At 40.0% G+C, this 26606-nt stretch carries 25 protein-coding genes; 20 read left to right on the top strand and 5 right to left on the bottom strand.

Annotated elements, in window-relative coordinates; translation table 11 throughout:
• The first annotated feature begins 48 nt into the window (after positions 1-48).
• The gene (locus tag SGI74_01390; protein MDZ4676135.1) at positions 49-1329 is read left to right on the top strand and encodes a KamA family radical SAM protein; all 1281 of its coding nucleotides are present in this window, start codon (positions 49-51) and stop codon (positions 1327-1329) included.
• Between the two features lie 11 nt (positions 1330-1340).
• Here SGI74_01390 and SGI74_01385 read toward each other — a convergent pair whose 3' ends face one another.
• Positions 1341-3614, bottom strand: coding sequence for a 3'-5' exonuclease (locus tag SGI74_01385; GenBank protein MDZ4676134.1), 2274 nt, complete (start codon positions 3612-3614; stop codon positions 1341-1343).
• Positions 3615-3734: 120 nt separating this feature from the next.
• Here SGI74_01385 and SGI74_01380 point away from each other — a divergent pair, with 120 nt between their 5' ends.
• The 3 genes from SGI74_01380 to SGI74_01370 all read left to right on the top strand — a co-directional run bounded on the left by SGI74_01380 (position 3735) and on the right by SGI74_01370 (position 6308).
• On the top strand, positions 3735-4988 hold the full coding sequence (locus tag SGI74_01380; GenBank protein ID MDZ4676133.1) for a hypothetical protein: 1254 nt from the start codon (positions 3735-3737) through the stop codon (positions 4986-4988).
• Between the two features lie 31 nt (positions 4989-5019).
• On the top strand, positions 5020-5538 hold the full coding sequence (locus tag SGI74_01375; GenBank protein MDZ4676132.1) for an outer membrane beta-barrel protein: 519 nt from the start codon (positions 5020-5022) through the stop codon (positions 5536-5538).
• 95 nt (positions 5539-5633) lie between these two features.
• Positions 5634-6308, top strand: coding sequence for a hypothetical protein (locus SGI74_01370; protein ID MDZ4676131.1), 675 nt, complete (start codon positions 5634-5636; stop codon positions 6306-6308).
• A 2-nt stretch (positions 6309-6310) separates the two neighbouring features.
• Here SGI74_01370 and SGI74_01365 read toward each other — a convergent pair whose 3' ends face one another.
• From SGI74_01365 to SGI74_01355, 3 genes are all read right to left on the bottom strand, one after another.
• Positions 6311-7363, bottom strand: coding sequence for a sugar phosphate nucleotidyltransferase (locus SGI74_01365; protein ID MDZ4676130.1), 1053 nt, complete (start codon positions 7361-7363; stop codon positions 6311-6313).
• Positions 7360-7713 carry a cupin gene (locus tag SGI74_01360; GenBank protein MDZ4676129.1) on the bottom strand — a complete coding sequence of 118 codons (354 nt, stop codon included), beginning with the start codon at positions 7711-7713 and terminating at the stop codon, positions 7360-7362. The genes SGI74_01365 and SGI74_01360 overlap by 4 nt, the downstream gene beginning before the upstream one ends.
• Positions 7714-7776: 63 nt before the next feature.
• Positions 7777-8553: an SPOR domain-containing protein gene (locus tag SGI74_01355; protein ID MDZ4676128.1), complete on the bottom strand. Its 777-nt coding sequence runs from the start codon at positions 8551-8553 to the stop codon at positions 7777-7779.
• Between the two features lie 159 nt (positions 8554-8712).
• Between SGI74_01355 and SGI74_01350 the strand changes: the two genes are divergently transcribed.
• From SGI74_01350 to SGI74_01290, 13 genes are all read left to right on the top strand, one after another.
• Positions 8713-9504, top strand: coding sequence for an inositol monophosphatase family protein (locus SGI74_01350; protein MDZ4676127.1), 792 nt, complete (start codon positions 8713-8715; stop codon positions 9502-9504).
• A 264-nt stretch (positions 9505-9768) separates the two neighbouring features.
• Positions 9769-10332, top strand: coding sequence for a flagellar basal body-associated FliL family protein (locus SGI74_01345; protein ID MDZ4676126.1), 564 nt, complete (start codon positions 9769-9771; stop codon positions 10330-10332).
• Positions 10333-10346: 14 nt separating this feature from the next.
• The gene (gene fliM / locus SGI74_01340) at positions 10347-11342 is read left to right on the top strand and encodes a flagellar motor switch protein FliM (protein ID MDZ4676125.1); all 996 of its coding nucleotides are present in this window, start codon (positions 10347-10349) and stop codon (positions 11340-11342) included.
• A 101-nt stretch (positions 11343-11443) separates the two neighbouring features.
• A complete protein-coding gene (gene fliN, locus SGI74_01335) occupies positions 11444-11758 on the top strand; it encodes a flagellar motor switch protein FliN (GenBank protein MDZ4676124.1) in 315 nt (104 codons plus the stop codon).
• Positions 11759-11769: 11 nt separating this feature from the next.
• Positions 11770-12846, top strand: a complete 1077-nt coding sequence (fliO, locus tag SGI74_01330) for a flagellar biosynthetic protein FliO (protein ID MDZ4676123.1) — start codon at positions 11770-11772, stop codon at positions 12844-12846.
• Positions 12847-12893: 47 nt separating this feature from the next.
• The gene (gene fliP, locus SGI74_01325) at positions 12894-13613 is read left to right on the top strand and encodes a flagellar type III secretion system pore protein FliP (protein ID MDZ4676122.1); all 720 of its coding nucleotides are present in this window, start codon (positions 12894-12896) and stop codon (positions 13611-13613) included.
• A 3-nt stretch (positions 13614-13616) separates the two neighbouring features.
• Positions 13617-13886 (top strand): flagellar biosynthesis protein FliQ, encoded by a 270-nt coding sequence (gene fliQ / locus SGI74_01320; GenBank protein ID MDZ4676121.1) that lies wholly within the window; start codon positions 13617-13619, stop codon positions 13884-13886.
• A gap of 4 nt (positions 13887-13890) precedes the next feature.
• Positions 13891-14673, top strand: coding sequence for a flagellar biosynthetic protein FliR (fliR, locus tag SGI74_01315; protein MDZ4676120.1), 783 nt, complete (start codon positions 13891-13893; stop codon positions 14671-14673).
• A gap of 8 nt (positions 14674-14681) precedes the next feature.
• On the top strand, positions 14682-15806 hold the full coding sequence (gene flhB / locus SGI74_01310) for a flagellar biosynthesis protein FlhB (GenBank protein MDZ4676119.1): 1125 nt from the start codon (positions 14682-14684) through the stop codon (positions 15804-15806).
• A 1-nt stretch (position 15807) separates the two neighbouring features.
• Positions 15808-17904 carry a flagellar biosynthesis protein FlhA gene (gene flhA / locus SGI74_01305; GenBank protein MDZ4676118.1) on the top strand — a complete coding sequence of 699 codons (2097 nt, stop codon included), beginning with the start codon at positions 15808-15810 and terminating at the stop codon, positions 17902-17904.
• A complete protein-coding gene (flhF, locus tag SGI74_01300) occupies positions 17894-19384 on the top strand; it encodes a flagellar biosynthesis protein FlhF (protein MDZ4676117.1) in 1491 nt (496 codons plus the stop codon). Before flhA ends, flhF begins: the two co-directional genes overlap by 11 nt.
• 9 nt (positions 19385-19393) lie before the next feature.
• Positions 19394-20236 (top strand): MinD/ParA family protein, encoded by an 843-nt coding sequence (locus SGI74_01295; protein MDZ4676116.1) that lies wholly within the window; start codon positions 19394-19396, stop codon positions 20234-20236.
• Positions 20237-20340: 104 nt separating this feature from the next.
• Complete coding sequence (locus SGI74_01290) at positions 20341-21117, top strand: FliA/WhiG family RNA polymerase sigma factor (GenBank protein MDZ4676115.1); 777 nt, start codon at positions 20341-20343, stop codon at positions 21115-21117.
• A gap of 1 nt (position 21118) precedes the next feature.
• Here the strand turns inward: SGI74_01290 and SGI74_01285 are convergent, their stop codons facing one another.
• Complete coding sequence (locus SGI74_01285; protein MDZ4676114.1) at positions 21119-22150, bottom strand: RNA polymerase factor sigma-32; 1032 nt, start codon at positions 22148-22150, stop codon at positions 21119-21121.
• A 416-nt stretch (positions 22151-22566) separates the two neighbouring features.
• Between SGI74_01285 and hisS the strand changes: the two genes are divergently transcribed.
• Genes hisS through SGI74_01270 form a run of 3 tightly spaced genes read left to right on the top strand, consistent with a single transcriptional unit; the run spans position 22567 to position 26563 of the window.
• On the top strand, positions 22567-23823 hold the full coding sequence (hisS, locus tag SGI74_01280; GenBank protein MDZ4676113.1) for a histidine--tRNA ligase: 1257 nt from the start codon (positions 22567-22569) through the stop codon (positions 23821-23823).
• Complete coding sequence (gene aspS / locus SGI74_01275; GenBank protein MDZ4676112.1) at positions 23820-25640, top strand: aspartate--tRNA ligase; 1821 nt, start codon at positions 23820-23822, stop codon at positions 25638-25640. The genes hisS and aspS overlap by 4 nt, the downstream gene beginning before the upstream one ends.
• Complete coding sequence (locus tag SGI74_01270; protein ID MDZ4676111.1) at positions 25637-26563, top strand: diacylglycerol kinase family lipid kinase; 927 nt, start codon at positions 25637-25639, stop codon at positions 26561-26563. The genes aspS and SGI74_01270 overlap by 4 nt, the downstream gene beginning before the upstream one ends.
• Positions 26564-26606: the final 43 nt, after the last annotated feature.

Here is a 26606-nt window from a genome sequence, read left to right as displayed (position 1 = left end):
ATCAAAACTTGACACAACGCACCCCTATAAGCGACAAATGTCGTCACTATGAAGTTTGATTTCTTATCCACAAAGAAAGCTAGTGCATATGAGGCTATTGATTCTCATCAATGGTACCAATGGACTTGGCAGCTTCAACATCGACTGACTCAAAAAGAAGATTTTGAAAAAGTATTTAATCTCAGCTCTGATGAAATCAAAGGTTTTGAACAACTTAAAAGCATCTTTAAAGTATCAACAACACCTTATTACGCAAGTATTGCTGCTCAAATTGAAGAATCAAATAGTGTTGCTAAAAAAAATCAAAGTAATTTTATGAATCCGTTAAAGCGCATCATGCTGCCTCATGTATTAGAGGTAGAAGCTGGTGAGCAACAAATGCTTGATCCGCTGGCTGAAGAAACTCATAGCCACGGGCAAAATCTAATTCATCGCTATTCTGATCGGGTTTTATTTTTAGTAACTGATACGTGTAGTGTTTATTGCAGGTTTTGTACGCGAAAGCGATTTACCGGCCAAGATGAAGGTTTCATCAATTCAAATGAATATCAAAAAGCCCTGTCATATATACGCTCTCACCCCGGTATTCGTGAGGTGATTTTTTCGGGCGGTGACCCGCTTACACTTTCAAATTCACTTCTTGATCGTGTGCTTAGTGATATTCGAAGTATTGAGCATATTGAAATTATTCGTATTGGCTCACGAATGCCAGTTGTTTGCCCAATGCGTATTGATGAAGATCTTTGTAAAATCATGCGTCGTTATGCGCCTGTCTATATGATGAGTCACTTTAGTCATCCAAAAGAACTCACCCTTGAAGCAAGGCAAGCACTTACATTGCTTGTTGATCACGGGATTCCAGTTTTAAATCAAATGGTTTTACTCAATGGTGTGAATAACAATGCTGCGATCATTCAAGCGCTTAACCGCAGACTTTTGTATTTGCGAGTGAAGCCCTATTATATGTTTCAGTGTGATCCAAGTGAAGGCACTGATCACTTACGCACAACAGTTGAAAGTAGTGAAGAGATCATGCGTGAAATGTGGGGGCATCTTTCAGGTCTTGCCATGCCAACATTGTCCCTTGATATTCCCAGTGGTGGCGGAAAAACAACTCTTGTACCAAACTTTATGGTTTCAGCTTCCAAGGGTGTTCGTGAGTTTGTAGGTTGGGATAGTCGAAAAGGAATTTATCGAGATCCAAAGGTTGAGATGCTCAAGCCTAGTGACGTGGGTGATTATGAGCACGAGTGGGAAGAATTAAAAAATGCTAAGAATAATCTTAGTATTGATCATCAAATGGGTTTGCCAATTGAGGCTGTGAAATAGAACATTTCTTGTCAGGCGCGCTCAAGCCTTGCAAACTTTACGACAAATTTTTTGATCGAATTATCTGGAAACAAAATTGTGACTTTTTGATCATCGCCATTTCCCTCGGCTTGATGAATCACACCCACGCCGTAGCTCGGGTGTCTGACACGCATTCCTTTTTTAAAACCATTGGCTGCATCACTATCCATATCGCTATGGGCATCTCCAAAATCTTCGTATGAAGGCATGGCATCTGCAGATGTATCATTACTGCGTTTTGACCACGAGTTTCGACCTAATGTGGGAGCACGCCAACTAGAAGTTGATGGTCGTTGTAGGGATGAAATTTTATTTAAATAATTTTCAGGAATTTCATTTAAGAATCGACTCGGTGGGTTCATCTGATCATTGCCCCATACTTTTCTAGTACGAGCATAACTTAAGAAAAGTCTTTGGCGTGCGCGAGTCATGCCGACGTAAAAAAGTCTGCGTTCTTCTTCACATTCGCCATCGCCTTCTTCTATTGTTCGCGATGAAGGAAATAACCCGTCTTCTAAACCAACAACAAACACCACCGGAAATTCTAAACCCTTTGATACGTGTAGGGTCATCAGTGTCACTGCATGTACTTGTTCGATATTGTGTTTGTCAGCGTCTGTAACTAAAGCCATTTCTTCTAGCAAGGCCTGAAGTGTACCTTCGTCTCCACGTTCTTTTTGGAATTCAGCAATAGCTGAATCGAGTTCTTCTAAATTTTCAACTCGAGCTTGAGCTTCGGGTGTGTCTTCAAGACGTAATTTATTTACATACTGAGTAGCATCTAAGATCGAGTGATAGGCATCAATAGGTGAGGCGTTTTTATTTTGCTCAATGAGTTTTGTGAGCATTTCCATAAATTCTAAAACTTTTCTTGTGGCACCTCGATCAAGTATTTTTTCTTCAAGGGCAGGGATAATCGTATCGTAAAGACAAAGCCCCTGCGCATCAGAATATTTTTCTAACTTTTCAATTGTTGTTTTGCCGATGCCCCGAGCGGGTGTGTTAATAATTCTTTTGAGACTAATACTATCTCTGGGATTTAAGATAATTTTTAGATAGCTGATCATATCTTTAATCTCAGCGCGGTCATAAAACTTCATGCCGCCAATAATTTTGTAAGGCACTTGATGACTGCGCAGTTGATCTTCAATGACTCTTGATTGTGCGTTAGTTCGGTAAAAAACAGCAAATTCATTAAAATTAAGATTTTCATCTTGGGCTAATGTTTTAATTTCGCGCACAAGGCTTCTAGCTTCGTCTTGTTCAGTGGGTTCTTCACGTAAGGTGATAAGCTCGCCCACAGAATTTTCAGTCCATAAGATTTTATCTTTTCTTTCAGTATTGTTACGAATGACATGACTTGCGGCTTCTACGATATTTTTTGTTGATCTATAATTTTGTTCTAATTTAACAACCTTCGCATTTGGAAAATCACGTTCAAAGTTAAGAATATTTGAAATATCAGCCCCTCGCCATGAGTAGATACTTTGATCTTCATCACCAACAACGCAAAGATTGCCGTATTTTTGCGCTAAAAGTTGAACAAGGAGGTACTGAACACGATTTGTATCTTGATACTCGTCAACCATGATGTAGCGAAAGCGCTCTTGGTATTCTTCTAAAAGATTTTTATGTTGCTGAAAGAGCTCAACTGTTTTGAAAAGTAAATCGCCAAAATCAAGAGCGTTGTTTTTTCGCATCTCATTTTCATAAGCTTCATAGACGGTGGCGTTTTTTTCATCCATAAAATGAAATTTCCTTTTTTTCATTTCTGCTGGGTCTATAAATTGATTTTTTGCTTGATTGATCTGAAATTGAAAACTCTTAGGAGGGTAAATTTTGTCGTTGATTCCTAGATTATTACAAACTTTTTTAAGTATTGAGAGCTGATCACCGTCGTCATAAATCGCAAAGCTTGAACCGTAGCCAAGTAATTCTACATGGCGACGTAAAATGCGCACACATGATGAGTGAAATGTACTTATCCATAAAGGCTCTGATGTGCGATCAACGCCTATGCGCGTGAGTAACTTATTTGTGCGCTCAAGCATTTCTCGAGCTGCTTTATTGGTGAATGTGACGGCTAAAATTTCACTGGGATGTGCCTTGCCAGTGGCCACAAGATGCGCAGCTCTATAGGTTAAAACTCGAGTTTTGCCGCTTCCTGCTCCAGCTAAAATTAAGACGGGGCCGTCAGTTGATTCCACAGCAAACCACTGCTCAGGATTAAGTTCTTTTGCGAAATCAAACGTCAGGGTGCCCAAAATAGCCTCAAGTTATGCGGTTTAGCTGCTTTTTGTCTCAAAAAAGGAGCGAAATCTCAATATATTACGCACCTCCATGGCCTCAGTATTGCTATGTCTTTACTCTCTCGGAGACTACTTGTGAAGCGCGTAATCTGTAAAATTTCAGTCTTAATGGCCATCGTGTTTATAGCCATGTCTTGCACTAAAAAAGAGCCAAAATATAACGGGATTTATAAGGTGAGAATCCCACTTGAAGACGGCCAGGGGCAATATCGCTTTACTACGGTCGAGCTAAGATCGGTAAGTGATATTCAGTCTATGACAGGCTCTGTGGCAAATTTAAAGTATGGCGGCAAAGTTTCACATGAAGTTGAAAATCTTAAAGCTAAAGACTGGGGTATCATCGATACAAAAATCAGTGGCCAAAATACGCCATCTGCTCATTTCGCCACTGTTGGCGATGTGCTTATCCCTACAGACTACACATCTTTATTACTCTCAACGGTCATGTATCATACCGAAGGAACAAAAACCTTTTATGACGGGTTTAATGCAAATGATAAGTTGGAATTTCCCTATGCTGTAATTGTTGACCCTGAGCATATTTTTACAGACAAAAGATTTGAAACATATCCTATCACTAACAATGCAGCCTATATATCGATGTTGGATCTCTTTGTGTACCACCCTTATAAAAGAGATGAGTTACCCTTGGGATTTAACGGCGGTATCGTTGCCCATGAGTATTTTCATAGAATTTTTCATGCTAAAACAAATTTTGTGATGACACAATTGGCTGATCGCACGGCTGAACTTACTCCTGACCCACAAGACATCACAGACTTAACGCCAGAACAGCTAGCTAAAGTAAACGTACTGTTAGCTTCAGCGCTGAATGAAGGTTTAGCTGATTATTTCGCTTATGAGTATTCAAAAAATCCTGCATGGATGTTGCCTTCGGCCAAAAAGAATCTTTCTCGTGATGTGCAGGTGAAAAAAAATGTTGCCGGAAATAAAAAACAGCAATTAAAAGATATTGTTGATCATAATTTAAATGAAGATAGTCCGCGCCGTCGACTCGAGCAACATGAGATTGGTAGTATTTACGCTTCATTTTTTTATCGATTGTCAAATATCTGGGGCGCTGAAAAAACAAAAATAGCGATTTTAAATTTTTTACCTCGGTTTGCTGAGAATTTCACAAAAAATAGAAAAACAGATTTCATGAGCATGGGCGAAACCATTTCAGTTTTTTTTAATGATGAAAAATTATCACCTGATGTCTGTAGTGAGGTTCTATCTGTATTTGGTGATGAATTAACCATTCAAAATTTCAAACCGTGTAAAGGCTTTGAAATTAATCCACCGAGAATGGTGAATCGTGGAGAATAAAATGCGAGTGTTGTGCCTATTTCTTATTCTTATGAGTCTAAATTTATTCGGGGTAACTTCATACGCTGCTGATTTTTATTTGGGCCCACAATTTGGAAAAACAAGTTACACACCACCTACTGGTGAAAAAGATCGCGTAAGTGAATATTCATATGGTGGTGATGTCATGGCGTTTAAAGGGCCCTATGGTGCCGGGTTTCATCTTTCTTATTTACCTTACCCCACTGACGGAAATGCAACAGTGTCAGTTCAGCAATCTGATTTGCTCATGACTCTTGAGGCAAAGTATCGTTATGAATTCAACAATCATATTAATCCGTATGTAACTTTTGGAGCGGGGTCGCTCTATAAGACAGTTAAATCTTCAGTAATGGGAATGTCTGAGAAAAGTTCTGACTTTTATTTTGTTCAAGACATAGGTCTGGGTATTATGGGCGTCTTGTTTAAAGATTTCGGCTATAATGCAGCCGTAAAATATTATCAGTACTCTAATGTGGATGGTTATAACTACACACTATCACTCGGATATTTTTCTTCACATATATTATAACGCGTCGCTCGCTACATCTAATGCGGCTTGCCAAAAATAGAAATATTAGTTACGATTTTTCAACTCGCACGGTGCGCTTTTGGGGAGGGTAACAAATGCAATTTCTGGTGGGACTTATCACATTAACATTATCTGTAACAGTACTTGGGGCGCCAGTGCCTACCGCTTCAGAAAAAAAAGTTACCGAGAAAAAAGATTCTGAAAAAAAAGATACTGAAAAAGACAAAAAGCCCTTGGTTCAAAATATTAAATTAGACGATTATCTCAAAAATATTGGGCCAGAAAATATTCTAGAGAAAATAGATTCAGCAGGCAAAGGAAGCCCTGATATTTTTGTTTTATTCATAAAAAATGAGAATGGAACAAAACAACTTTTGATGCAGCTCTTTGATATTAACCGCGATAAAAAAGTTGACCTCGTTAAACATTGGGAAAAAGGAAAAATGTCTAAAACCGAAATGGATTTAGATTACGACGCCATAGTAGATGTGGTTTCTGAATATGATTTATTATCAGGTGAGATTAAAAGAAAAATTCAAGCAGATGGTGATACCAATATCTGGAAACATTATTTTAAAAATGAATTACGTAAAAAAGAAGTAGATCGAAATTCTGATGGTAAACCTGATCTCTGGGTTTATTACAGAGCGGGCAAAGTCATTCGTACTGAAATCGATGAAAAGTTTGATGGACGAGTCACCCGTGTGGAGGGTGCGCTTAGCCCAAACAAAACTCAAAAAGATTCAACGAGTCCTGCATCAGCTGAGTAATTTTAAAGTAGTTTTTTGCCAAGTTTTTTATTTTGTTCTAAAAGGCTAACAAGTTTTTTGATATCTTGGGCTTTATCTTTAGAACAAATCAGAAGTGCATCGGGTGTTTGAACAATAATTAGATTTTCAGCGCCTATGAGGCCGACAAATTTACCTTTTGGTGCATCAACGATATTTCCATGGGAATCAATAGAGATAGAGTCACACTCTGAATTGATAACACCACCAGGAAAGTTTGATTTTAATACTTCTTCTAGGGCTGTCCATGAACCAAGGTCATTCCAACCAAAATCGCATGGCAATACGGCTCCGCGATCTGTTTTTTCCATAAGTGCAATATCAACAGGTTCTTTGGGGATAGTTTTATAAACTGAATTTAAACGTTTTGGGGTTTTCATCACCGAATCAAATATTTTTGCAAATGCAGGAGCATGTTTTCTAGTTTCTTCAATAAAAGTTTTCACCTTAAATACAAAGATCCCAGCATTCCATAAAAAATCTTTTGAACTTACGAGTGTTTCTGCGGTTTGGAGTGATGGTTTTTCGATGAACTTTACAATGCTAAGGCCTCCAGCTTGCAGATCTTGGCCTGCTTGAATATAGCCATAACCAGTTGCTGCATAGGTGGGTTTCATTCCCAAACACACAATGCGGTTTTCATTATCAGCGACTTCAAATGCGGTTTTAAGTGCAGCTTTGTATGCGTTATTTTCAGTGATGTGTGCATCTGCGGGTAACACAGCAACTAATGCATCGGGGTGTTTTTGCGCGATGCTCCATGCTCCCCAGCAAACTGCGGCCATGGTGTTACGCCCAACAGGTTCAGAAAGAATCTTAACCGCGCCAAGTTGTTTTTTGATGTCTTTTTCTAAAAGCTTGGTGCTGATTACCCAGCGATGTGTTTTATCGACGAGCCCATTAAGTCGATCATTGGTCATCTGCAAAAGTGATCGTTGAGATGTGAGGGGGAGAAGTTGCTTAGGTGAGCGTTTAGTGCTCTTTGGCCAAAAGCGAGTGCCACTACCGCCAGCCATGATGATGGCGAATCGTTTCACTTGTTTCTGCCGTACCTATCTTCAAGGCGCACAACGTCGTCAAGTTCAGGAGTGCTCACCTCTAAGATGTCGGTGTCTTCAAGTGCAACCATGCGGTGAACGAGCTTTGGTGTAATATGGAAACTTTGGCCAGGTGATAAGATGGTTTCTGTAAGTGGAGCGTCGGGATTCGCTGCTGTCAAAAATTTGATTTTACCTTTTTGGATGTGAATCGTTTCATCCTTGAAGTTGTGGTACTGAAGACTCAGGGCTTCGCCTTTATTAATGTGTAATACCTTGCCCACATAGCGCTCTGTGACTGCGTAAATCAATTCATAGCCCCAAGGCTTTTCAACTCGTTTGGTGTTCATGAGATAAAAATATAGCGCCGTTTTGCGGCGCTATCAAGATGTGTTTTAGTTGTAGTTTATTTATTAATTTCCGATTTTTTGAACGATTGCTGACTCAGCGCCCGCTTTTTTCGCTACATCTGCTCGAGCGTGTTTTGCTGATTTAGCATCGTCAAATTGACCCACGCTTACGCGGTACCATGTTTTGCCATTAACCGCAGCTGGAATATAAAATGCGCTCAGGCCCTTATCAACAAGCTCTTGTGATTTAGCTTTTGCTTCTTCTTCTGTAGCATGTGCAGAGAGTTGAATCGTAAACTTTCCAACAACTGAATTAGCTAGATCTTTAGTTAGGCTTGAAGGAATACGACTGGGCTTTGCTTTTGGAGCTTCAATTTTTTCGCCAGTGGCAAGTCGCTTTGAAATATCTGCGATCTCATCATGTACGGTGTTTGTCTTTTTAACTTCAGCAGTTTCATTCTTTTTAACTTCAGCAACTGGCGCTTCTTCGCCCACTGCAGTGCCCGTGAGACCTTCTGATCCAGCTTCATTTTTTGCAGTAGCGGTATCTGGAGCAGGGGCAGCTTCTAATTTTTCTTTTTTCACAAACTCATCTGATAGTTTGGAAATTTCTTCTTCAGAAATTGCACTACTAGGCTCGACTTTTGCTACGTCAGCGGGAATAGAAGCCGTGTTGCGCTCTTCTTCACCGGTACTTTCGAGATCGGCAATTTTATGTTGGCTATCACTAAATTGTTTTCCTACGAAAGTTCCCACTGAGAAAGAAAGTAGTGATAGGAAAAACACTAGAACTAGTTTGATTAGTGTATCTGTTCTTGATCCGCCAGTTTGATTTAACATTCCCTTACCCTTTTTGTTAAAGTCACTTAATGCCCTTTTTGAAAGCACCTACCTTATAGTCATATGGTACAGACTGACGCGACCAAGTGTCAATCAGGTGACTTGCATGTACCCGGTTTTTTGGACAAAGGACCTGAAGTGTGCTTTAAGATCTTATCAATGGATACGAGACAGCAAGACAAAGCACTTAAAGTTGCACTAGACGCCGCAAAAAAAGGCGGTGCGATTACATTGAAGTACTTTCGGCGACTCAAATTTGTCAGTATCAAAGAGGGTGCAGGTCTAGTTTCTGAGGCTGATAAAGAGAGCGAAGCGGTTATCACCAAAATTATCCACAAAGCATATCCAACACATCAGGTCTTAGGTGAAGAGGCGGGTTATTCTGGCTCAGATCGAGCGGCTGAATTGTGGGTTGTTGATCCATTAGATGGAACTACAAATTACGTTCATGGTTTTCCATTTTACTGTGTATCAATTGGTTTAGAGGTAAATGGCGTTGTTGAGGTTGGTGTTGTGTATGCTCCTTTATTAAAACAAATATACACAGCAATTCGTGGTCGAGGTGCATTTCTTAACGGCAAGCCCATTCATGTTAGTGGCACAGATCGTATCGAAGATAGTCTACTTGCAACGGGGTTTAGTTATTCACGCAATGAATATCTTGATCAAGAATTAAGAGATTTTAGATTGCTCGCGGTAAAAGCCCGCGGAATTCGTCGTGCAGGTTCAGCGGCACTTGATATGTGTATGGTTGCATCGGGCGTATATGATGGTTTTTGGGAACGTCAACTTGCCCCTTGGGATACAGCTGCAGGGTGTTTACTCGTCACTGAAGCCGGTGGTGTTGTAACTAATTTTGAAAATGACCCGTTTCATTTTTCAATGAAATCAGTTTTGGCTGCGAATCCTAATATGCATCCATTGATTCAGCAGACGATTCAGAATAAGTAAAAAAATAGGCACCTTCATCTCTTAAACAAATAAAGTGCTGCAAATAATTTTAAAACCGCCAAAGTTCTGACTCCCCAACCGTCAATCTTGGCGGTGACTGACTAAAGGCTAGAGCAAACACTTCCTACTACTTTCAAACAGTTAGAAAAACTAGACCACGGGATTTCTCGACGAAAGTTATATGGCACCGCCATTGCTTTTATACAGTCACGAAGGTGTCTATATGTTTGATGAATGACACCTCATCGTCAGGGAGGACGTGCTGTGGCAGCGGATAATAATGCAGCAAAAAAAGAAGATGAAATTGAAACGCCGACGGCGGAGAAGCGCGTAACTAATGAACCTCAGAAGCCCATACTTCTGATCATCATTGCCGTACTTAATATGATGGTCATGGCTTCAGTGGTGGGAATTCTCTGGACCTCTCATAAAGCTGAAAAAGCTAAGCCAAAAATTGGTGATATTGTTGATGGCGTCAAAGAAGATGAGGCGAATAAAGCCACTGATGAGGAACATCAAGAATACATCGGTAAACTTATTCCAATGGAAACTTTCTTAGTCAATCTTGCCGGCACACGGGGCAATAAGCTCGTAAAGATCAATATGGAGCTTGAAGTTGATGGCGGTAAAGTAGAAGAAGAAATTGAAAAAAGAAAACCTCAGATTCGAGACATCATCATTATTCTTCTCTCAAGCAAAACTTACGATCAAGTCACCACCAAAGAAGGTAAAGAATTTTTAAGAGATGAAGTGCGCGAAACAGTAAATAGCTTTCTTGTTAAAGGCAAAATCAAGAAAGTTTATTTTACAGATTTTATTGTAAACTAAGGGGACCAGCGCGAATGAATCAGGTACTCTCACAAAATGAAGTTGATGCACTGTTAGCGGCGGTTTCCGAGGGGGAAGTCGCCACTGAAGGTGGAGTTGCCTCTGGTGGAGTTGCCTCTGGAGTCATTGTTTATGATCTCACCAGTCAAGATAGAATTATTCGCGGTCGCATGCCGCAACTGGATGTCATCTATGAACGCTTCATGCGAGCGTTTCGAGTTTCGCTTTCATCAGCACTTCGTAAGATCGCATCACTTAATCATGCATCTACAGATTTTTTAAAATTTGGTGAGTTCATCAATACATTGCCAGTTCCAACATGCATGAGCGTTTTACGGTTCAATGCTTTACGTGGTTCAGCACTAGTAGTAGTTGAAAGTAAACTAGCCTATGCATTGGTAGATAGTTTTTTGGGTGGAGCAGATCGACCGTATACAAAAATCGAAGGCAAAGAGTTTACTGCTATAGAATTAAGTATCGTTCGCCGTGTTGTTGAGTTGGCGATGAGTGATCTTGAGAGTGCTTGGATATCAGTTGGGAAAATCGATGCAAGTTTTGTTCGTACTGAAGTTAATCCACAATTCGTAGGTATTGTTCCACCAACAGACGTTGTTATTGCTTCTACGTTTGACGTTGAACTTGAGAATGCGAACGGAACAATTACTTTAGTAATTCCTTATTCCACCATTGAGCCCATCAAACAAAAACTTTCAAGTGGCTTTCAGGTGGAATCAGATCAAACAGATAAAAAACTTTGGACAGCAATTTTAGAAAAACAATTTTTAGAAACAGATGTTGGTGTGCGGGTTAATCTTGGCGTCACTGAAATCACCATGGGTGATCTTCTTAACATGCAAGTTGGGGATGTAATCCCGCTTGATCAAGATGCCACAGGTGAATTGAACGTTGAAGTAGAAGGTGTAAAGAAAATGAAGGCATTTTACGGTGTCAGTCACGGTAATGTGGCTGTTCAGATAACGCGCGTTTTAGCAACGCGATATGATACGTGAGGGAGGATTAAATGGCAGACAAATCAGCAGCTGATGATCTTATTGCAGCCGCGAATCAAGATTCAGAGGTAACACCAGGGCCAGTAGTTGCGGCAGCTGGTATGCCCAATGACGAGGCCCTAAATGCTTTTGCTGAAGGTGATAAAACAGCACGGCCTCGCAATCTTGATTTGATTTTGGATATTCCACTCAAAGTAACTGTTGAGTTAGGAAGAACCAAAATGGTTGTGCATGATCTATTAGCTTTGGGCCAAGGAAGCGTCATCGAGTTAAACAAACTCGCAGGTGAGCCAATGGAAGTTTTGGTAAACGACAAGCTTGTGGCGCGCGGTGAAGCCGTTGTTGTTAATGAAAAATTCGGTGTTCGTTTGACTGATATTATTTCGCCAATGGAACGCATCCAGCAGCTGAAATAAAAGGGGGTAAGATGTCGCGGTTGTTTTTTTCATTCCTCGTGCTAGTCGCGGGGTTTATTTTAAGTACCCAAGAAGCTCAAGCTGGAAACTCTCTTTCAGATATCTCGACAAAGAGAATCGGACAAGATTTTTTTGTAGAGCTCACGTTTGCTGAAGATGTCGTTGAAGCTGGCGTCACCTTGGAGTATTCAAACCGCACCATTGAAGTAAATATTCCCTCAGCTATAACTAAAGTTAAAAAGGGAATAACAAAGATCAGCGATAGCATGGTCGATCATCTTTACACGACGCAAGCAACAGCTGATGCACTGAAGTGTCAAATTATTTTGACTCCTCCCAATCAAGCTACTCAATTTAAAAATTCAACGGCTGTTTTATCCCGCGCTAACAAACTTTTTATTAAAGTTACGGCTCCAGCTACAACGAGTCCTACGGCTACAGCGGCAAATACAATTCCAACAGAATTGCCAGGTGCACTGATTGATCAGATGATGCGTAAAGAAGCTGGTGAAATGGGTGATACAGTTACGCTCACACCAATTGCATTGCCTGAGAAAAAAATCTTAACTGCGACAACTGAAGAAGTTCAACCCGTTTTCAAAACTGAGCAAGCACTGAATAAAGAAAAAGCTCAGCCTAAAAAAGCACTTCTACCACGTATGCTCATGAGTCTGGCAATAGTACTAGCCGTAATAGGTGGTGGATACTACGCATTTAAAAAATGGCCAGGTTCAAAAAAATTATCTACTCGCAATCGTATGATTGAGGTTATGGCGCAACATCATCTGGGTGCTAAACGTTCATTGGCAGTTGTAAAAGTAGCTGGTGAGGCAGTGCTGATTGGTGTGACAGATAATAACATCACGATTTTAAAAACACTCGCACTCCTTGATGACGATATGGCAATTGCCACTGGTGGAAAATCTCCTGCGAAATTTAATTCAGCTTTGGCAAATAAAGTTCAAGGTGAGGTTGATCGTAAGGCAACTTTAGATGCGATCACTAATTCAGATAAAGACGAAGAATTCAGTATGCGCGGCTTGCGTGAAATCGTAGGTGAGCGATTAAAATCAATGAGGGAATTGTGAGAATCACAAAGATCTTCTTGTTGAGCATATTCTTATTTTCGCTTGTTATGCCTGTACTGGTTCAGGCTCAGGCAAAAAATGTCGGTGGAGTTACGCTCCCCACAATAAGTTTGGGTTTTACATCAACACAAAAACCTGAAGAAGTTGTGAATGTTTTAAAAATCATTATTCTCTTAACAGTATTAACTTTAGCTCCTGCCATTATCATCATGATGACAAGTTTCACTCGCATTGTTGTAGTCATGGCATTTTTGCGTCAAGCACTTGGTACACAGCAAATGCCACCAAATCAATTAATTGTGGGGCTTTCATTATTTCTGACATTTTTTATCATGTCGCCTTTCTTAGCAGACATTAATTCAAAAGCACTTCAACCCTATTTGAAAAATGCAATATCACAAGAACAAGCAGGTGAAGAGGTGATGAAACCTCTTCGTAAATTTATGTTTGCCCAAACCCGAGATACCGACTTGGCCTTATTTTTAAAAATGGGTCGTATTGACCAACCTAAAACACGTGCGGATGTACCATCTCTAGTTTTGATTCCTGCGTTTGTAATTTCAGAATTAAAGACTGCCTTTGAAATTGGTTTCATCATTTATCTTCCATTTTTAATAATCGATATGGTTGTGGCCAGCGTATTGATGGCCATGGGTATGATGATGGTTCCGCCCATTGTAGTTTCATTACCTTTTAAAATTATGCTTTTTGTTTTGGTAGATGGCTGGCAACTCATTGTGGGCTCTATAGTAAAGAGTTTTGGTTAAAATATGACACCTGAATTAGTAATGACTTTAGGACAAGAAACGATAAAGACCACTCTGCTTTTAGCCGCGCCATTATTGGCATGTGCACTTATTGTGGGTTTGATCGTGAGTGTCTTTCAAGCCATCACACAAATCAATGAGGCCACACTTTCATTTATTCCAAAAATATTAGCAATTGCCGTAACTCTGGTAGTTTGCGCGCCTTGGATGCTCGACGTTATCACCCGTTTTACCACCACACTGTTTGAGAATATTACAACGTACGTGAGGTAGGAATTTGTTCGAAGTTTATCGATTTAATGAAACTGAAATTGCTCTCTTCGCGTTGATGCTCATTCGCATTTCAACGTGCATTGCTATCATTCCTATTTTTGGAGTTCGTCATGTTCCTTCATCTGTTAAAGTTTTATTGAGTTTATTGTTAACGTTCATTTTGTTTCCAGTTTTGATTAAAACCACACAAATGCCACTAATAAATTGGGAAGATGAAATATTCTTACTCGTTGCCAAAGAAGCGTTTTTAGGGATGTTCATGGGCTTTTTAACGCGCTTAATTTTCATAGCGGTAGACGTAGCTGGTGAGCTTTTAGGTTTTAGTATGGGCTTTAGCACGGCACAACTTGTTAACCCCACTTCAGGTGAAGCTAGTTCAGTGATGGAACAATTCTTAACGATTCTTGCAACTCTACTTTTTTTAGCTATCAACGGTCATCACATGCTCATTGAAGCAATATATCGAAGTTTCAGTTTAGTGCCCTTGGCACAGCTAAGTATTAATCCTGAAAATATGGCTTCATTATCTGTAATAATTCAGCAGGTATTTACAATTGGCTTTAAACTCGCGGCTCCAATGATCGCTGTTATTTTATTTTTGAACATCGCCATGGGTATTATTGGTCGAGCTGTTCCTCAGGTGAATGTTTTTGTAATTAGTTTTCCGGTGAATATTTTAGTTGGGTTGTTTGTATTTATCGTTAGTATCCCGCTACTTTTATCAACAATGCAGACAGATTTTGTCGATGTAAGTGCTGAGATATTTAAATATATAAAAAACTTTTGAGGTAATTTTTGGCTGACGGTGGTGATAGTTTAGAAGAACGAAGTGAAGAAGCGACGACACAACGGCGTGAAGACTTTCGTAAGCAAGGTCAAGTCGCACAAAGTCGTGAAGTGACAAGTATTCTAGTACTCATCGGTGTAGCTAGTGTGTTTTACTTTATGTCGCGTCAATTTTTACTCGAAATTCAAAGTCTATTTTCTCTAGCCTTTACCGAGCAGTTTGTTGCAGCCGCAAGACATGGTGATATTCTTCCTCCTCTTAAACTTGCATTTATTAAAGGTGGCATGATTGTACTTCCAGTATTTGCAATCACGATTGTGATGGGTATTGGTGCAACCGTGCTCCAAATTGGTTTTTTAACTGCTTGGGATCATATCAACTTTGATATCGAACGACTTAATCCGATTACAGGGTTCACAAAAATTTTTAATATGCGCAGTATTGTTGAGGGAATTAAATCTGTAATAAAAATTGCTGTTGTCGGGATTACCGCTTACTTCATTGTAAAAAATGAAATCGCATTTAGCCCTCAACTTGTACAAATGTCAACGGCTCAGATCTTAGTTTATATGGGGACAGTCGTATTTAAACTCATTGGTGGAATTTGTATTCTAATGGCTTTCGTAGCAGCCCTTGATTACGGATATTTGCGCTGGGATTTAGAAAAACGCATGCGCATGACAAAACAAGAAATTAAAGAAGAGTTTAAACAACGTGAGGGTGATCCGCTTATTAAATCAAGAATTAAAAGAATTCAGCGTGAACTTTCACAAAGACGCATGATGGAAGAAGTTCCAAAAGCCGATGTTATCATTACTAATCCAACACATATCGCAATTGCATTAAAATATGACCGCGTTGCTATGGCAGCCCCTGTGATGGTCGCAAAGGGTGCAGATTTTATTGCAGAAAAAATAAAAGAAGTTGCGCGAAAACATAATATTCCCATCGTTGAGAATAAGCCTTTAGCGCGCAATATGTTTAAAAATATAAAGCTTGGGCACCCTATACCACGATCACTCTACAATGCCGTGGCAGAAGTCTTAGCTTACGTTTATCGAATCAAAGGAAAAATTCAACAAGTTAGCCAAGAAATCGCAAAAGAGAATCCCAACGGCTTAGGTGGCGCATAAAATGGATGAACTTTATAATTTTCTAAAAGGTTTAAGTAAATACACCCGCAATACTGACATGATGATTGCAGTGGGCCTCGTTGGCATTCTCGTAGTAATGCTGGTCCCGGTTCCACCACTCCTCATCGATATGTTTTTGACATTGTCATTTACAATAAGTTTACTTGTACTTTTAGTAAGTATTTATACAACCAAGCCTTTAGAATTTAGCGTATTTCCTAGCATGCTTTTAATTACAACTCTCTTTCGTCTCAGTTTAAACGTCGCTTCTACTCGTTTAATTTTATCACATGGCAATGAAGGTGTGGCAGCAGCGGGTGGTGTGATTCAAGCGTTCGGAAGTTTTGTTGTCGGTGACAACTACATCATCGGTATGATCGTGTTTACAATCTTGGTTATTATTAACTTCGTTGTTATCACAAAGGGTTCCGGGCGCGTTGCTGAGGTTGCAGCGCGATTCACATTAGATGCGATGCCCGGTAAACAAATGTCAATTGATGCCGATCTTAATGCTGGTTTAATCAATGATGAAGAAGCGAGAAAACGTAGAAAAAATATCGAAGCAGAAGCGGACTTTTATGGATCCATGGATGGTGCCAGCAAGTTTGTTCGCGGAGATGCCATCGCCGGTATTATTATTGTTTTCGTAAACATCATCGGCGGTTTACTCATTGGCGTTCTTCAAAAGGGCATGGGTTTAGGCATTGCAGCAGAAACATATACAAAACTCACAATTGGTGAAGGTCTTGTTTCTCAAATTCCAGCACTTATTATTTCTACTGCAGCTGGTATTGTTGTTACACGCGCTTCCTCAGGTAAAAACTTAGGAAATGAACTTACATCACAACTTTTTTTACACCCTCGAGCTATTGGCATTGTTGGTGCGATATTGGCATTTTTAGGTTTGTTTTCTGGAATGCCTAAGGGGCCATTCTTTTTGTTTGCTGCAGGTGCAGGTGTATTTTCATGGGTAATTACGCGCATGCAATCTGATGAAGTTACTGACACAAAACGTAAATTTGAAGAGGCCGCCCTTAAACCTGATAAAGAAAAAATTGAAAACTTTTTGCCACTCGACATGCTCGAGCTTGAAGTGGGTTATGGTCTTATTAATATCGTTGATAGTGATCAAAGCGGTGATTTATTAGAGAGAATTGTCAGCATTAGAAAACAATTTGCATTAGATCTTGGAATTGTAGTTCCTAGCGTTCATATCCGTGACAATTTGCAATTACAGCCCGGTGAATATCAGATCATTATTAAGGGTGTTAAAGTAGCGGGAGGATCACTTCTTCCTGATCATATGCTAGCCATGGATCCAGGTAATGTTTCAAAGCCCATCGAAGGCATTGAAACAACAGAACCCGCATTTGGGCTTCCTGCACTTTGGGTTTCTTCTACTCAAAAAGAAGAAGCAGAAATTTCTGGTTACACAGTGGTAGATCTTCCCACTGTTATTGCTACTCACTTAACTGAAGTTATTCGTAGTCATGCTCATGAGCTCTTGGGTCGCCAAGAAGCGCAACGTCTTATTGAATCATTTCAAAAAACCAATCCAAAGGTCGTGGAAGAACTTGTTCCCAACGTGTTGCCATTAGGTGGAGTGGTTCGAGTACTTCAAAATTTATTGCGCGAGCAAGTTTCAATTAGAGATCTGCTTACAATATTTGAGACATTGGCTGATGAAGCACCTAAGAGTAAAGACGGTGAGATGTTGACTGAATCAGTGCGTAAAGCACTCGCACGCAACATAACTAAAAAATACACCACAGACGATGGTCTGATTCCTGTACTTTCACTAGACCGTCGTGTGGAAGAAGTTATTTCAAATTCGTTATTACAGACAGAGCAAGGTGTTCAACTAGTCCTTGATCCGCAATATGCACAACAAATTTTGCACGCTGTCTCAAAAGCTATCGAAGGTAATCCCCAAATGGCGGGTCAACCTATCTTATTAACTAACCCAACAATTCGTCGCCATTTGCGAAAATTGACAGAGCGATTTATTCCACAACTCGTAGTTTTGTCGCATAATGAATTAACGGCCACAGCAAACGTAAAATCTGTGGATGTAGTGAGGGTGAGAGATGCAAGTTAAAAAATTTGAAGCAAAATCCATGAAGGAAGCGCTTCAGTTGGTGAAGCAAGAACTCGGGCCCGAGGCGATAATTCTTAATGCAAAAGATAATAAAAAATTCGGCCTCGCTGGTCGAGGAAGTGTTGAAATCACAGCTGCAATTTCTGAAAAAGCACTTCAAAAAAGACAATATGCAGAAAGTCGAATTCCAGAAGAATCTCGAGAACGTTTTCGTGCAAAGAGCGCAAAACACCAAAAGACATTTATTGATACAACCGTAAACAAGTATCATCAGCGACAATCTGCAATTGCAACCCGTAGTGCGGGAGATTTAGATCAAATAAGCTTAAGCACGCAAGCAGCGCGTATAAAAATTCCGACAAAACGTGGACCCACTTCAGCTAAATATATCGATATCCAAGATGAAGAGGCTTTTGAGCAACCAATAAGTGGTCGTCGTGTCGATGACATTTTAGAAGATTTCGCGCGGACAGGTTCGTACGTTCTTGAAGACGCAGCCAACAAAGCGCAAATTCGTGTTGGTCCCGTGACCAAAACTTATCAGGCGTCATCACACACTTCAACTGACGAAGTCACCACACTTAGAAATGAAGTAGATTCTCTTCGTGAACTTCTTGGTCAAATGCAAAATGGTAGTTCTAAACCACGAACTCAACATCCTGGTGCTGAGTATGGATTGCCTTTTGAATTAGCTGCGAATTTTGAAAAATTACAAACAGCAGGTATTGATTCTCGTTATATCGTTGAGATTTTAGAAAAAGCTGACAAAGAGTTAACGGGTTTAGAGAAAAAGAAACGTTCACTTATTGATGCATGGGTTGCACGTTATATCATGAGCCACACCCATGTTGTAGGTAGCTGGCAACGACAATCAGAGCTAAGCCAGCTTCATCTTTTTGTTGGTCCGGGTGGTCATGGTAAAACAACGGCGCTAGTAAAGATAGCTAGCCAGCTAGTCATGCACGAAAAAAAGAAAGTCGCAATTTTCACAGCCGATACTTTTAAGGTTGGAGCTGCAGATCAATTAAAAATTTATTCACAAATTCTTAATATCCCATTTGAAACAGTAAAACATGCCATGGAGTTTCCACGATTACTCCAACGTTATGCGGGTTACGATATGATCTTGATTGATTATCCGGGTTTCTCACTCAAAGATATTAGAGAGATCGATCAAATTCGTACACTCATGCCTCCCAGAGACATGGTGCGCGTAACTCATTTGGTAATGAGTTGTACAGCCAAAGACATTGATGCATATGAAATTTGTAACCGTTATCAAGTGACGCAGTTTGATGATATTTTACCTACAAAAATTGACGAAAGTTATACACATGGTTTTCTATACAATATTCAAAGAAAAACTGAAAAACCACTTTATGCTTTTGGAATAGGGTCAAAAATTCCAGAAGACATAGAGCTTGCCACACGAGAGCGTGTTTTAGATCTCATTTACAAAATCACAAAAAGAAACGTTTAAGGAGTAATCATGTCAGCCACATCATCGAGTAATATTTCAGGGTATCGTCGTCAGACCAGAACAATAAGCATTACATCTGGCAAAGGCGGAGTTGGTAAAACAACAATGGTATGTAACATGGCCGTTCAATTAAGTCGCATGGGTCACAATGTTTTGATCCTTGATGGTGATTTGGGCATGGCCAATGTTGATATCATGTTTGGAACACGAGCGAACCATTCAATCAGAGATTTATTTTCAGGTAATAAACGCATTGACGAAGTTGTAACTCAGATTGAGCCCCGTATTTGGCTCTTGCCTGGAGGCTCAGGATTTAACGAACTTCAAAATCTAAGTGAGCGCGAAAAACGTATCATGCTCGATCAGCTGAGTTCTCTAAAAACCCATTTTGATTATATGCTTATTGATACGGCACCTGGCATTGATAACAACGTCATGTATTTTAATACATCTGCTCAAGAGATCTATGTCGTAGTAACGCCAGATCCAGCAAGTTTTGCTGATGCCTATGCCTTGATCAAAGTCTTGCATACATATCACCAAGAAAAGCGGTTTTCGATTATCGCAAACCAAGTGCGCGATGAGCAAGAAGGCTTAGCCGTGTTTCAAAGACTTAGCGATGTAAGCCAGAAGTTTCTCTATGTGAGTTTAGACTATGTAGGCTGTATTCCGACTGATGTAGGGGTTAAAAGGGCGACAAAAAGCCAGCAATTGGTTATTAAAACCGCTCCAGAGGCACCCGCCAGTCAGTCTATAAAAAAGATGGTAGAAAAAATAAGCAGCTCTCAAAATTCAAGCCAAGTCAAAGGTGGGATCCAGTTCTTCTGGGAGCAATTAATGGGAGTTGCGTAAACTAGTGTCAAAAATAATAACGAAAAGCGCTACTTATTTGTTAAAATAAGACAAGGGTAGCGGAATGTTAAATCGGGGACGTTTGGGTTAAGGGGTAAATATCCATGAGCAGCAATCTTCTGCGTAAGTACAAAGAAGAACCAAATAAACTTACACCACAACAAAAAGATAAACTCATTATGGAGTTCGCTCCATTAATTAAGTTTATCGCACAAAAAATTGCGGTGAGGTTGCCATCGAATATTGAATTAGATGACCTCATATCTAGTGGTGTTATTGGCCTTATGGACGCCATCGAAAAATACGATCCAAGCCGCGATAATAAATTTAAAACATATGCTGAGTTTAGAATTCGAGGAGCAATACTCGATGAACTTCGTGCTCAAGATTGGGTGCCTCGTTCAGTGCGTGATAAATCTAAGCTTTTAGATCGCACGTATTCAGCTCTTGAGCAAACAATGGGTCGCGCTGCCACTGATGAAGAAGTAGCAGCTGAATTGAAAATGTCGATGGATGAATTCTACGATCTTGTAAATCAAGTGCGTCCGGTTTCACTCTTATCGATTGATGACACTCATACATTTTCAAACGTTGATAAGAAATCAATTCTCAATTTACTTGAATCTTGCCGTATTAATAATCCATTTAATCAACTCAATCTTAAGACCATTAAAGACATCGTAACTAATGCCATTGAAGAGTTGCCTGAAAAGCAACGTCTTGTATTGAGCTTGTATTATTACGAAGATCTTAACTTAAAAGAAATAGGCAAAGTTCTTGATGTAACTGAGAGCCGCGTGAGTCAGCTTCATGCACAAGCTGTAGCTCGATTGCGCGCAAAGCTCGTTACTCATCTTGGTGATGAAGAGCTACCAGCTTAAATTAATCTTTTGGTAAATTGATCTGATAATCGGGCATGACTTTTTGAAAGTGCTCTTTGATTTTTTCTATCAATCGTTCTTCTAGCTGACGAGCTCGTTCTCGCGTAATTTTAAAATGATCGCCCACTTCTTGAAGTGTCTGTGGCGGATCACCTAAAACGCGAAACTGTAATAAATATTTTTCCTTTTCATTGAGTTCTAAAACTATCTTTTCAATTTCTCGGTAAAATATTTTCTTCTCTTCTGAAAGTGCCAATACATCATCAATAGAAGTAGCGTTTTGATCTGATTGTGTGTCTATCCATCGACTGCCAGAATCATCATCGCCCTGAGGTGTATCGAGACTGAGATCGCGGCCAGACATACGTTTTTCCATCTCGATGACATCATTTTCAGTAACACCTAAACGTGAACTTAATAACTTCACATCGGGGGCATTTCCGAGAGCATCGAGTTTGGCTTTTTCTTTATTGAGGTGATAAAAAAGTTTTTTCTGTGCTTGTGTCGTGCCTATGCGCACTTGAGAGTAGTTTTTCATTAAATATTCTTGAATATAGCCTCGTATCCACCAAACAGCGTAAGTAATCAGTTTAATTCCTTTATAGGGATTAAACTCTCTTACGGCATGCATGAGTCCAACGTTACCTTCTTGAATCAGATCAATCATGCGAGCACCAAACTTAGAATACTCTGCTGCTACTTTTACAACAAAACGCAAATTTGCAGTAACCAAGGCTTCAGCAGCCTTACGATCACCGGTCTCTTTATAAATTACAGCTAAGCGATGTTCTTCTTCAGCTGAGATCAGCGGATATTTTCTAACTTCACTGAGATATTTTTGAAGGGCATCAAGATTGGGCACACTTTCTTCTGTCGGTGCCAAAGCTTTTGCATCTAAATCATCAATATTGGGATCAAGTTTTTCTTCTTGTAGTACTTCAGGCTTAAGAGTGGTTTTACTCTTCTTTGACTTTGATTTAGCAGGGTTTTTCTTAACCTGCTCTGCTGGCTTCTTGGTGGTTGTTTTTTTCATTAACTTTAACTTTTATCAGCCTAATAGCTGAGACATTTTGTTTTGCAGTGTTTCTTGTATTTTACCCTTAAACGGAGTGAGTAGCAGTGGGAGATTTACAGTGATCGCAACCTTTGTGGGGCTGTCTCCCGTAATCTTAAGCTGACAATCAAACTTTGACCCTTTGACTTTGCCTGAATGAGTCGCGTCATCAAAATCATACTTTAGGTCACTATCCAGCTTTTTAATACTCTCGCTATTGCGGAGATAATCCTGGACCTTTTGATAGGCCTCAGTTTTTGACAATTTTGTATCGTGTTCTACAGTAAAACTTGGCATACAAAGGGTTCTACACTAGAAGAGCCAACTTTTAAAGGCCTATTTGACACTCACAGCTGACAGACGTATGTTTGTGTTCTGACAATGGAAAATCGTTTATGAATATAAAATCTATTAAAGGAATGAATGACGTCTTAGAGCCCGAGATCTTTGCTTGGCGGCATGCAGAAACACTCATTCGTATGCATTTTGAAGCCTACGGTTACACTGAAATCAAAACTCCAATTGTTGAGCCTACAGCCCTATTTGCGCGCACTGTAGGAGACACCACCGACATTGTTACCAAAGAAATGTATACGTTCAAAGATCGAAACGACGATAGCCTCACCCTTCGGCCAGAAGAAACTGCGTGTGTGGTTCGGAGTCTTGTAGAACATAATATTTTAAACAATGAACCAGTCCAAAAACTTTATTATTGGGGCCCTATGTTTCGATATGAGCGGCCTCAAAAAGGAAGATACCGGCAATTTCATCAATACGGAATCGAAGTCTTAGGAATAGCCTCGCCAAAAATTGATGCAGAACTTATCGGAATGCTCGTATCACTTTACGAAAAGTTTGAACTCAAAGGCCTCAATGTAAAACTAGCAAGTCTGGGTTGTGAAGCATGTCGCCCCGTTTATCGAGAACAATTAGTAAAAATACTTACGCCATCAATAAATGTTTTATGTCCTGATTGTCAGATACGCTTAGAAAAAAATCCGCTGAGAGTTTTTGATTGTAAGAATCCAACATGTAAAGAAGTGGCTGCGGTATTACCGTGTATGCTTGATTTTCTCTGCCAACCTTGTCATGAACATTTTGATTCAGTACGCGATCATCTCGTGCGACTCAAAACACCGTTTGTAGTTGATAAACGTCTTGTGCGTGGAATCGATTATTACAATCGCACTGTATTTGAAATTTCAAGTAGTCAGTTGGGTGCGCAAGATGCCGTTGGTGGAGGCGGCCGTTACGATAAACTGGTCAGTCTACTTGGCGGCCCTGACACACCAGCGGTTGGTTTTGCTGGTGGAGTAGAAAGGCTTATTTTACTTATCGCTGATCGCATTGAGCAATTTCGACCAAAACTTAAACTTTTTATAGTTTTACCAGATGATCGAGGCCAAGATTTGGCTTTCGTATTGGCTCAAAAACTTCGAAATAGCGGTGTGCGAGTAGAGCTTGATTACACAGGTAAAAGTATGAAATCACAAATGAAGCGTGCTGATAAATTAAAAGCCCAATATTCATTAATTATGGGTGGCAGTGAGATTGATCAAGGCTTTGCAGTTTTTAGAAACATGGCTACTAAAACTCAAGAAAATATTAAATTAGATGATTTAGAAATAGAGTTGTTAAGGAGATTATCGTGAGTTCTTTTATTTCAAAGCTCAAGCGTACCCATAGGTGTGGAAGCCTCAAAGCCAACGACGACGGAAAAACCGTGGTCCTTATGGGTTGGGTCAATACACGCAGAGACCATGGGGGACTTGTATTTGTTGATATGCGTGATCGCGAGGGGCTCACTCAAGTTGTCATTAACCCGCAAGCATCAGGTTTAGAAACAGCGAAGAATATTCGCGGTGAGTATGTACTCGCCATTCAAGGTCTTGTTAAAAAACGCCCAACCGGAATGATTAATCCTAAAATTCAAACCGGTGAAATTGAAGTTGAAGCGGTGAAATTAGAAATTTTATCAGAAGCAGAAACACTTCCGTTTCAACCAGATGATGAATCTGTAAACGAAATGCTCAGGCTAAAATACAGATATCTAGAGCTTCGATCACCGCATTTACAAAAAAAGCTTTTCTTGCGTTCAAAATTTGTACATTTGGTAAGAAACTTTTTTGATCAAGAAGGTTTTATCGAAGTTGAAACCCCTATTTTATGGAAAAGCACTCCTGAGGGAGCGCGCGATTACTTGGTTCCTTCAAGAGTAAATCCTGGGACTTTTTTTGCACTTCCACAAAGCCCACAAACTTTAAAGCAGCTTTTGATGATTTCTTGTTTTGATCGCTATTTTCAGATTGCCCGCTGTTTTCGAGATGAAGATTTGCGCGCTGATCGTCAACCGGAGTTTACCCAAGTTGATATTGAAATGTCGTTCGTTGATGCTGACGACATCATTGATGTCAATGAGCGCGCGGTAGCAAGCATTTGGAAAGAAATTAAAAAAGTTGATTTAAAATTGCCATTACCACGCATGACTTTTCAAGATGCCATGGATCGTTTCGGTAATGACAAGCCTGACACACGTTTTGGAATGGAAATCAAAGACATCAGCTCACTTGCTCAAGGTTCTGGATTTAAAGTTTTTGACGAAGCGCTTAGCCGTAAGGGTGCGGTGAAGGGGATTGCAGTTCCAGGTGGAGCGAAATTTTCTCGTAAAGATTTTGATGATCTCACAGATATGGCTAAAAAATCTGGTGCCAAAGGCCTTGTGTGGATCAAATGGGAAGATACTTTTAATACTCCCATTGCAAAATTTTTTACTCCTGAAAAATTAGAATCATTTTGCCAAACTATTGGTGCCAAAAAAGGTGACTGCGTATTGATGGTGGCCGATGATTACAATGTTGTTTGTCAAACTTTAAGTGTCTTACGTTTACACCTCGGGCATAAACTCAAACTCATCGACACAAGTAAAGATGCGCTTTTATGGATTATAGATTTTCCGCTTTTAGAATTTGATCCATTGGCAAAGCGTTGGGCTGCAAGACATCATCCATTTACATCACCCCAAGATCAAGATCTTGAAGCTTTTGTTAAAGGTGATGAAGATAAATTCAAAGACATTAAAGCCAAAGCCTATGATCTGGTTTGTAATGGTTACGAAATTGCTGGTGGGAGTATTCGAATTCATAGAAAAGAAGTTCAAGATGCGATGTTTAGAACCTTACATATCAGCCCAGAAGAAGCTCAACATAAGTTTGGTTTCTTTTTAGATGCCTTAAGATACGGAACCCCTCCACATGGCGGAATCGCCTGGGGAGTTGATCGCGTCGTCATGATTCTCTGTGGTACAGAAGCAATTCGAGAAGTCATTGCGTTTCCTAAAACACAAAAAGCCGCGTGTCAGATGTCTGGTACCCCAAGCACAGTTTCTCGCGATCAATTAGCAGAGTTACACGTGAAGGTTGTGAACCCACAAAATCTTGTGGTGAATCCGCAAACAGGAGTTACAACTTGAAATCAGCCATTATCGTAAACCCAGCATCAGGTGGCGGTCGCACTTTGAGTATGTGGAAGTCTATTCGCGATGAAGTGAAGGGGCGATTAGGCGAACTAGAAGAATTCATGACTACAACAACTAGTGATGCCACACGCTTTGCCACACAAGTTGCAATGTCAGATACAGAACTTCTCATAGTGGGTGGTGGTGATGGTACAATCAATGAAGTCATTAATGGTTTATTTACAGAGAAGAACGAACCGATCAATCCAAATTTAAAACTTGGAATTTTGAGCGCAGGCCGTGGTTGTGATTTTATTAAGAGTGTAGAAATTCCTGAAAATTATCGAGAAGCCGTAGATGTTTTGGTAAATCCAATTTTTAAAAAAATTGATGTAGGCTGTGCCTATTTCAAAGATGAATTCGGTCGTGAACAAAAAAGATTTTTTCTCAATATCGCTACCGCAGGCCTTGCTGGTATTGTTGCGCGCAAAGTAAATCACACCCCTCGATTTGTTCCGCCTCAAATTGCCTATTTTGGTAATGTCGCTTTAAGTTTTTTGGCTGCCAAAGGTCAATTAATGAAAATTCATGTCGATAAACAACTAGTGTATGATGGCGCTTGCCTAAATGTCTTTGTAGCAAACGGAAGTTACTCCGGCGCAGGAATGTGCTGGGCCCCCATGGCACAAGTAGATGACGGAAAATTCGAAGTAATTATTTGCGAACCTATGCCTAAATATCAAATCGTACTTTCGGGCCATCGTATGTACGACGGTACATTTATAAACCTGCCAGGAATTCATCATTACCAAGGTAAAGAAATAACCATTGAAACAGTAGATGATGTTTATCTTGAAATGGATGGCGAACAACCCGGTGTAGCCCCTGTAGTGTACACAATCTTACCAAGAGCAATCGAGCTAGCTGTCGGGTCTTGATGCTCGTAAAATCGAAATTGAGCTGTCAGGCAACATAAGTAAT

It is taken from the genome of Oligoflexia bacterium (assembly GCA_034439615.1).
Lineage (GTDB): Bacteria > Bdellovibrionota > Bdellovibrionia > JABDDW01 > JABDDW01 > JAWXAT01.
This window is presented reverse-complemented; position numbering and strand designations above follow the sequence as displayed.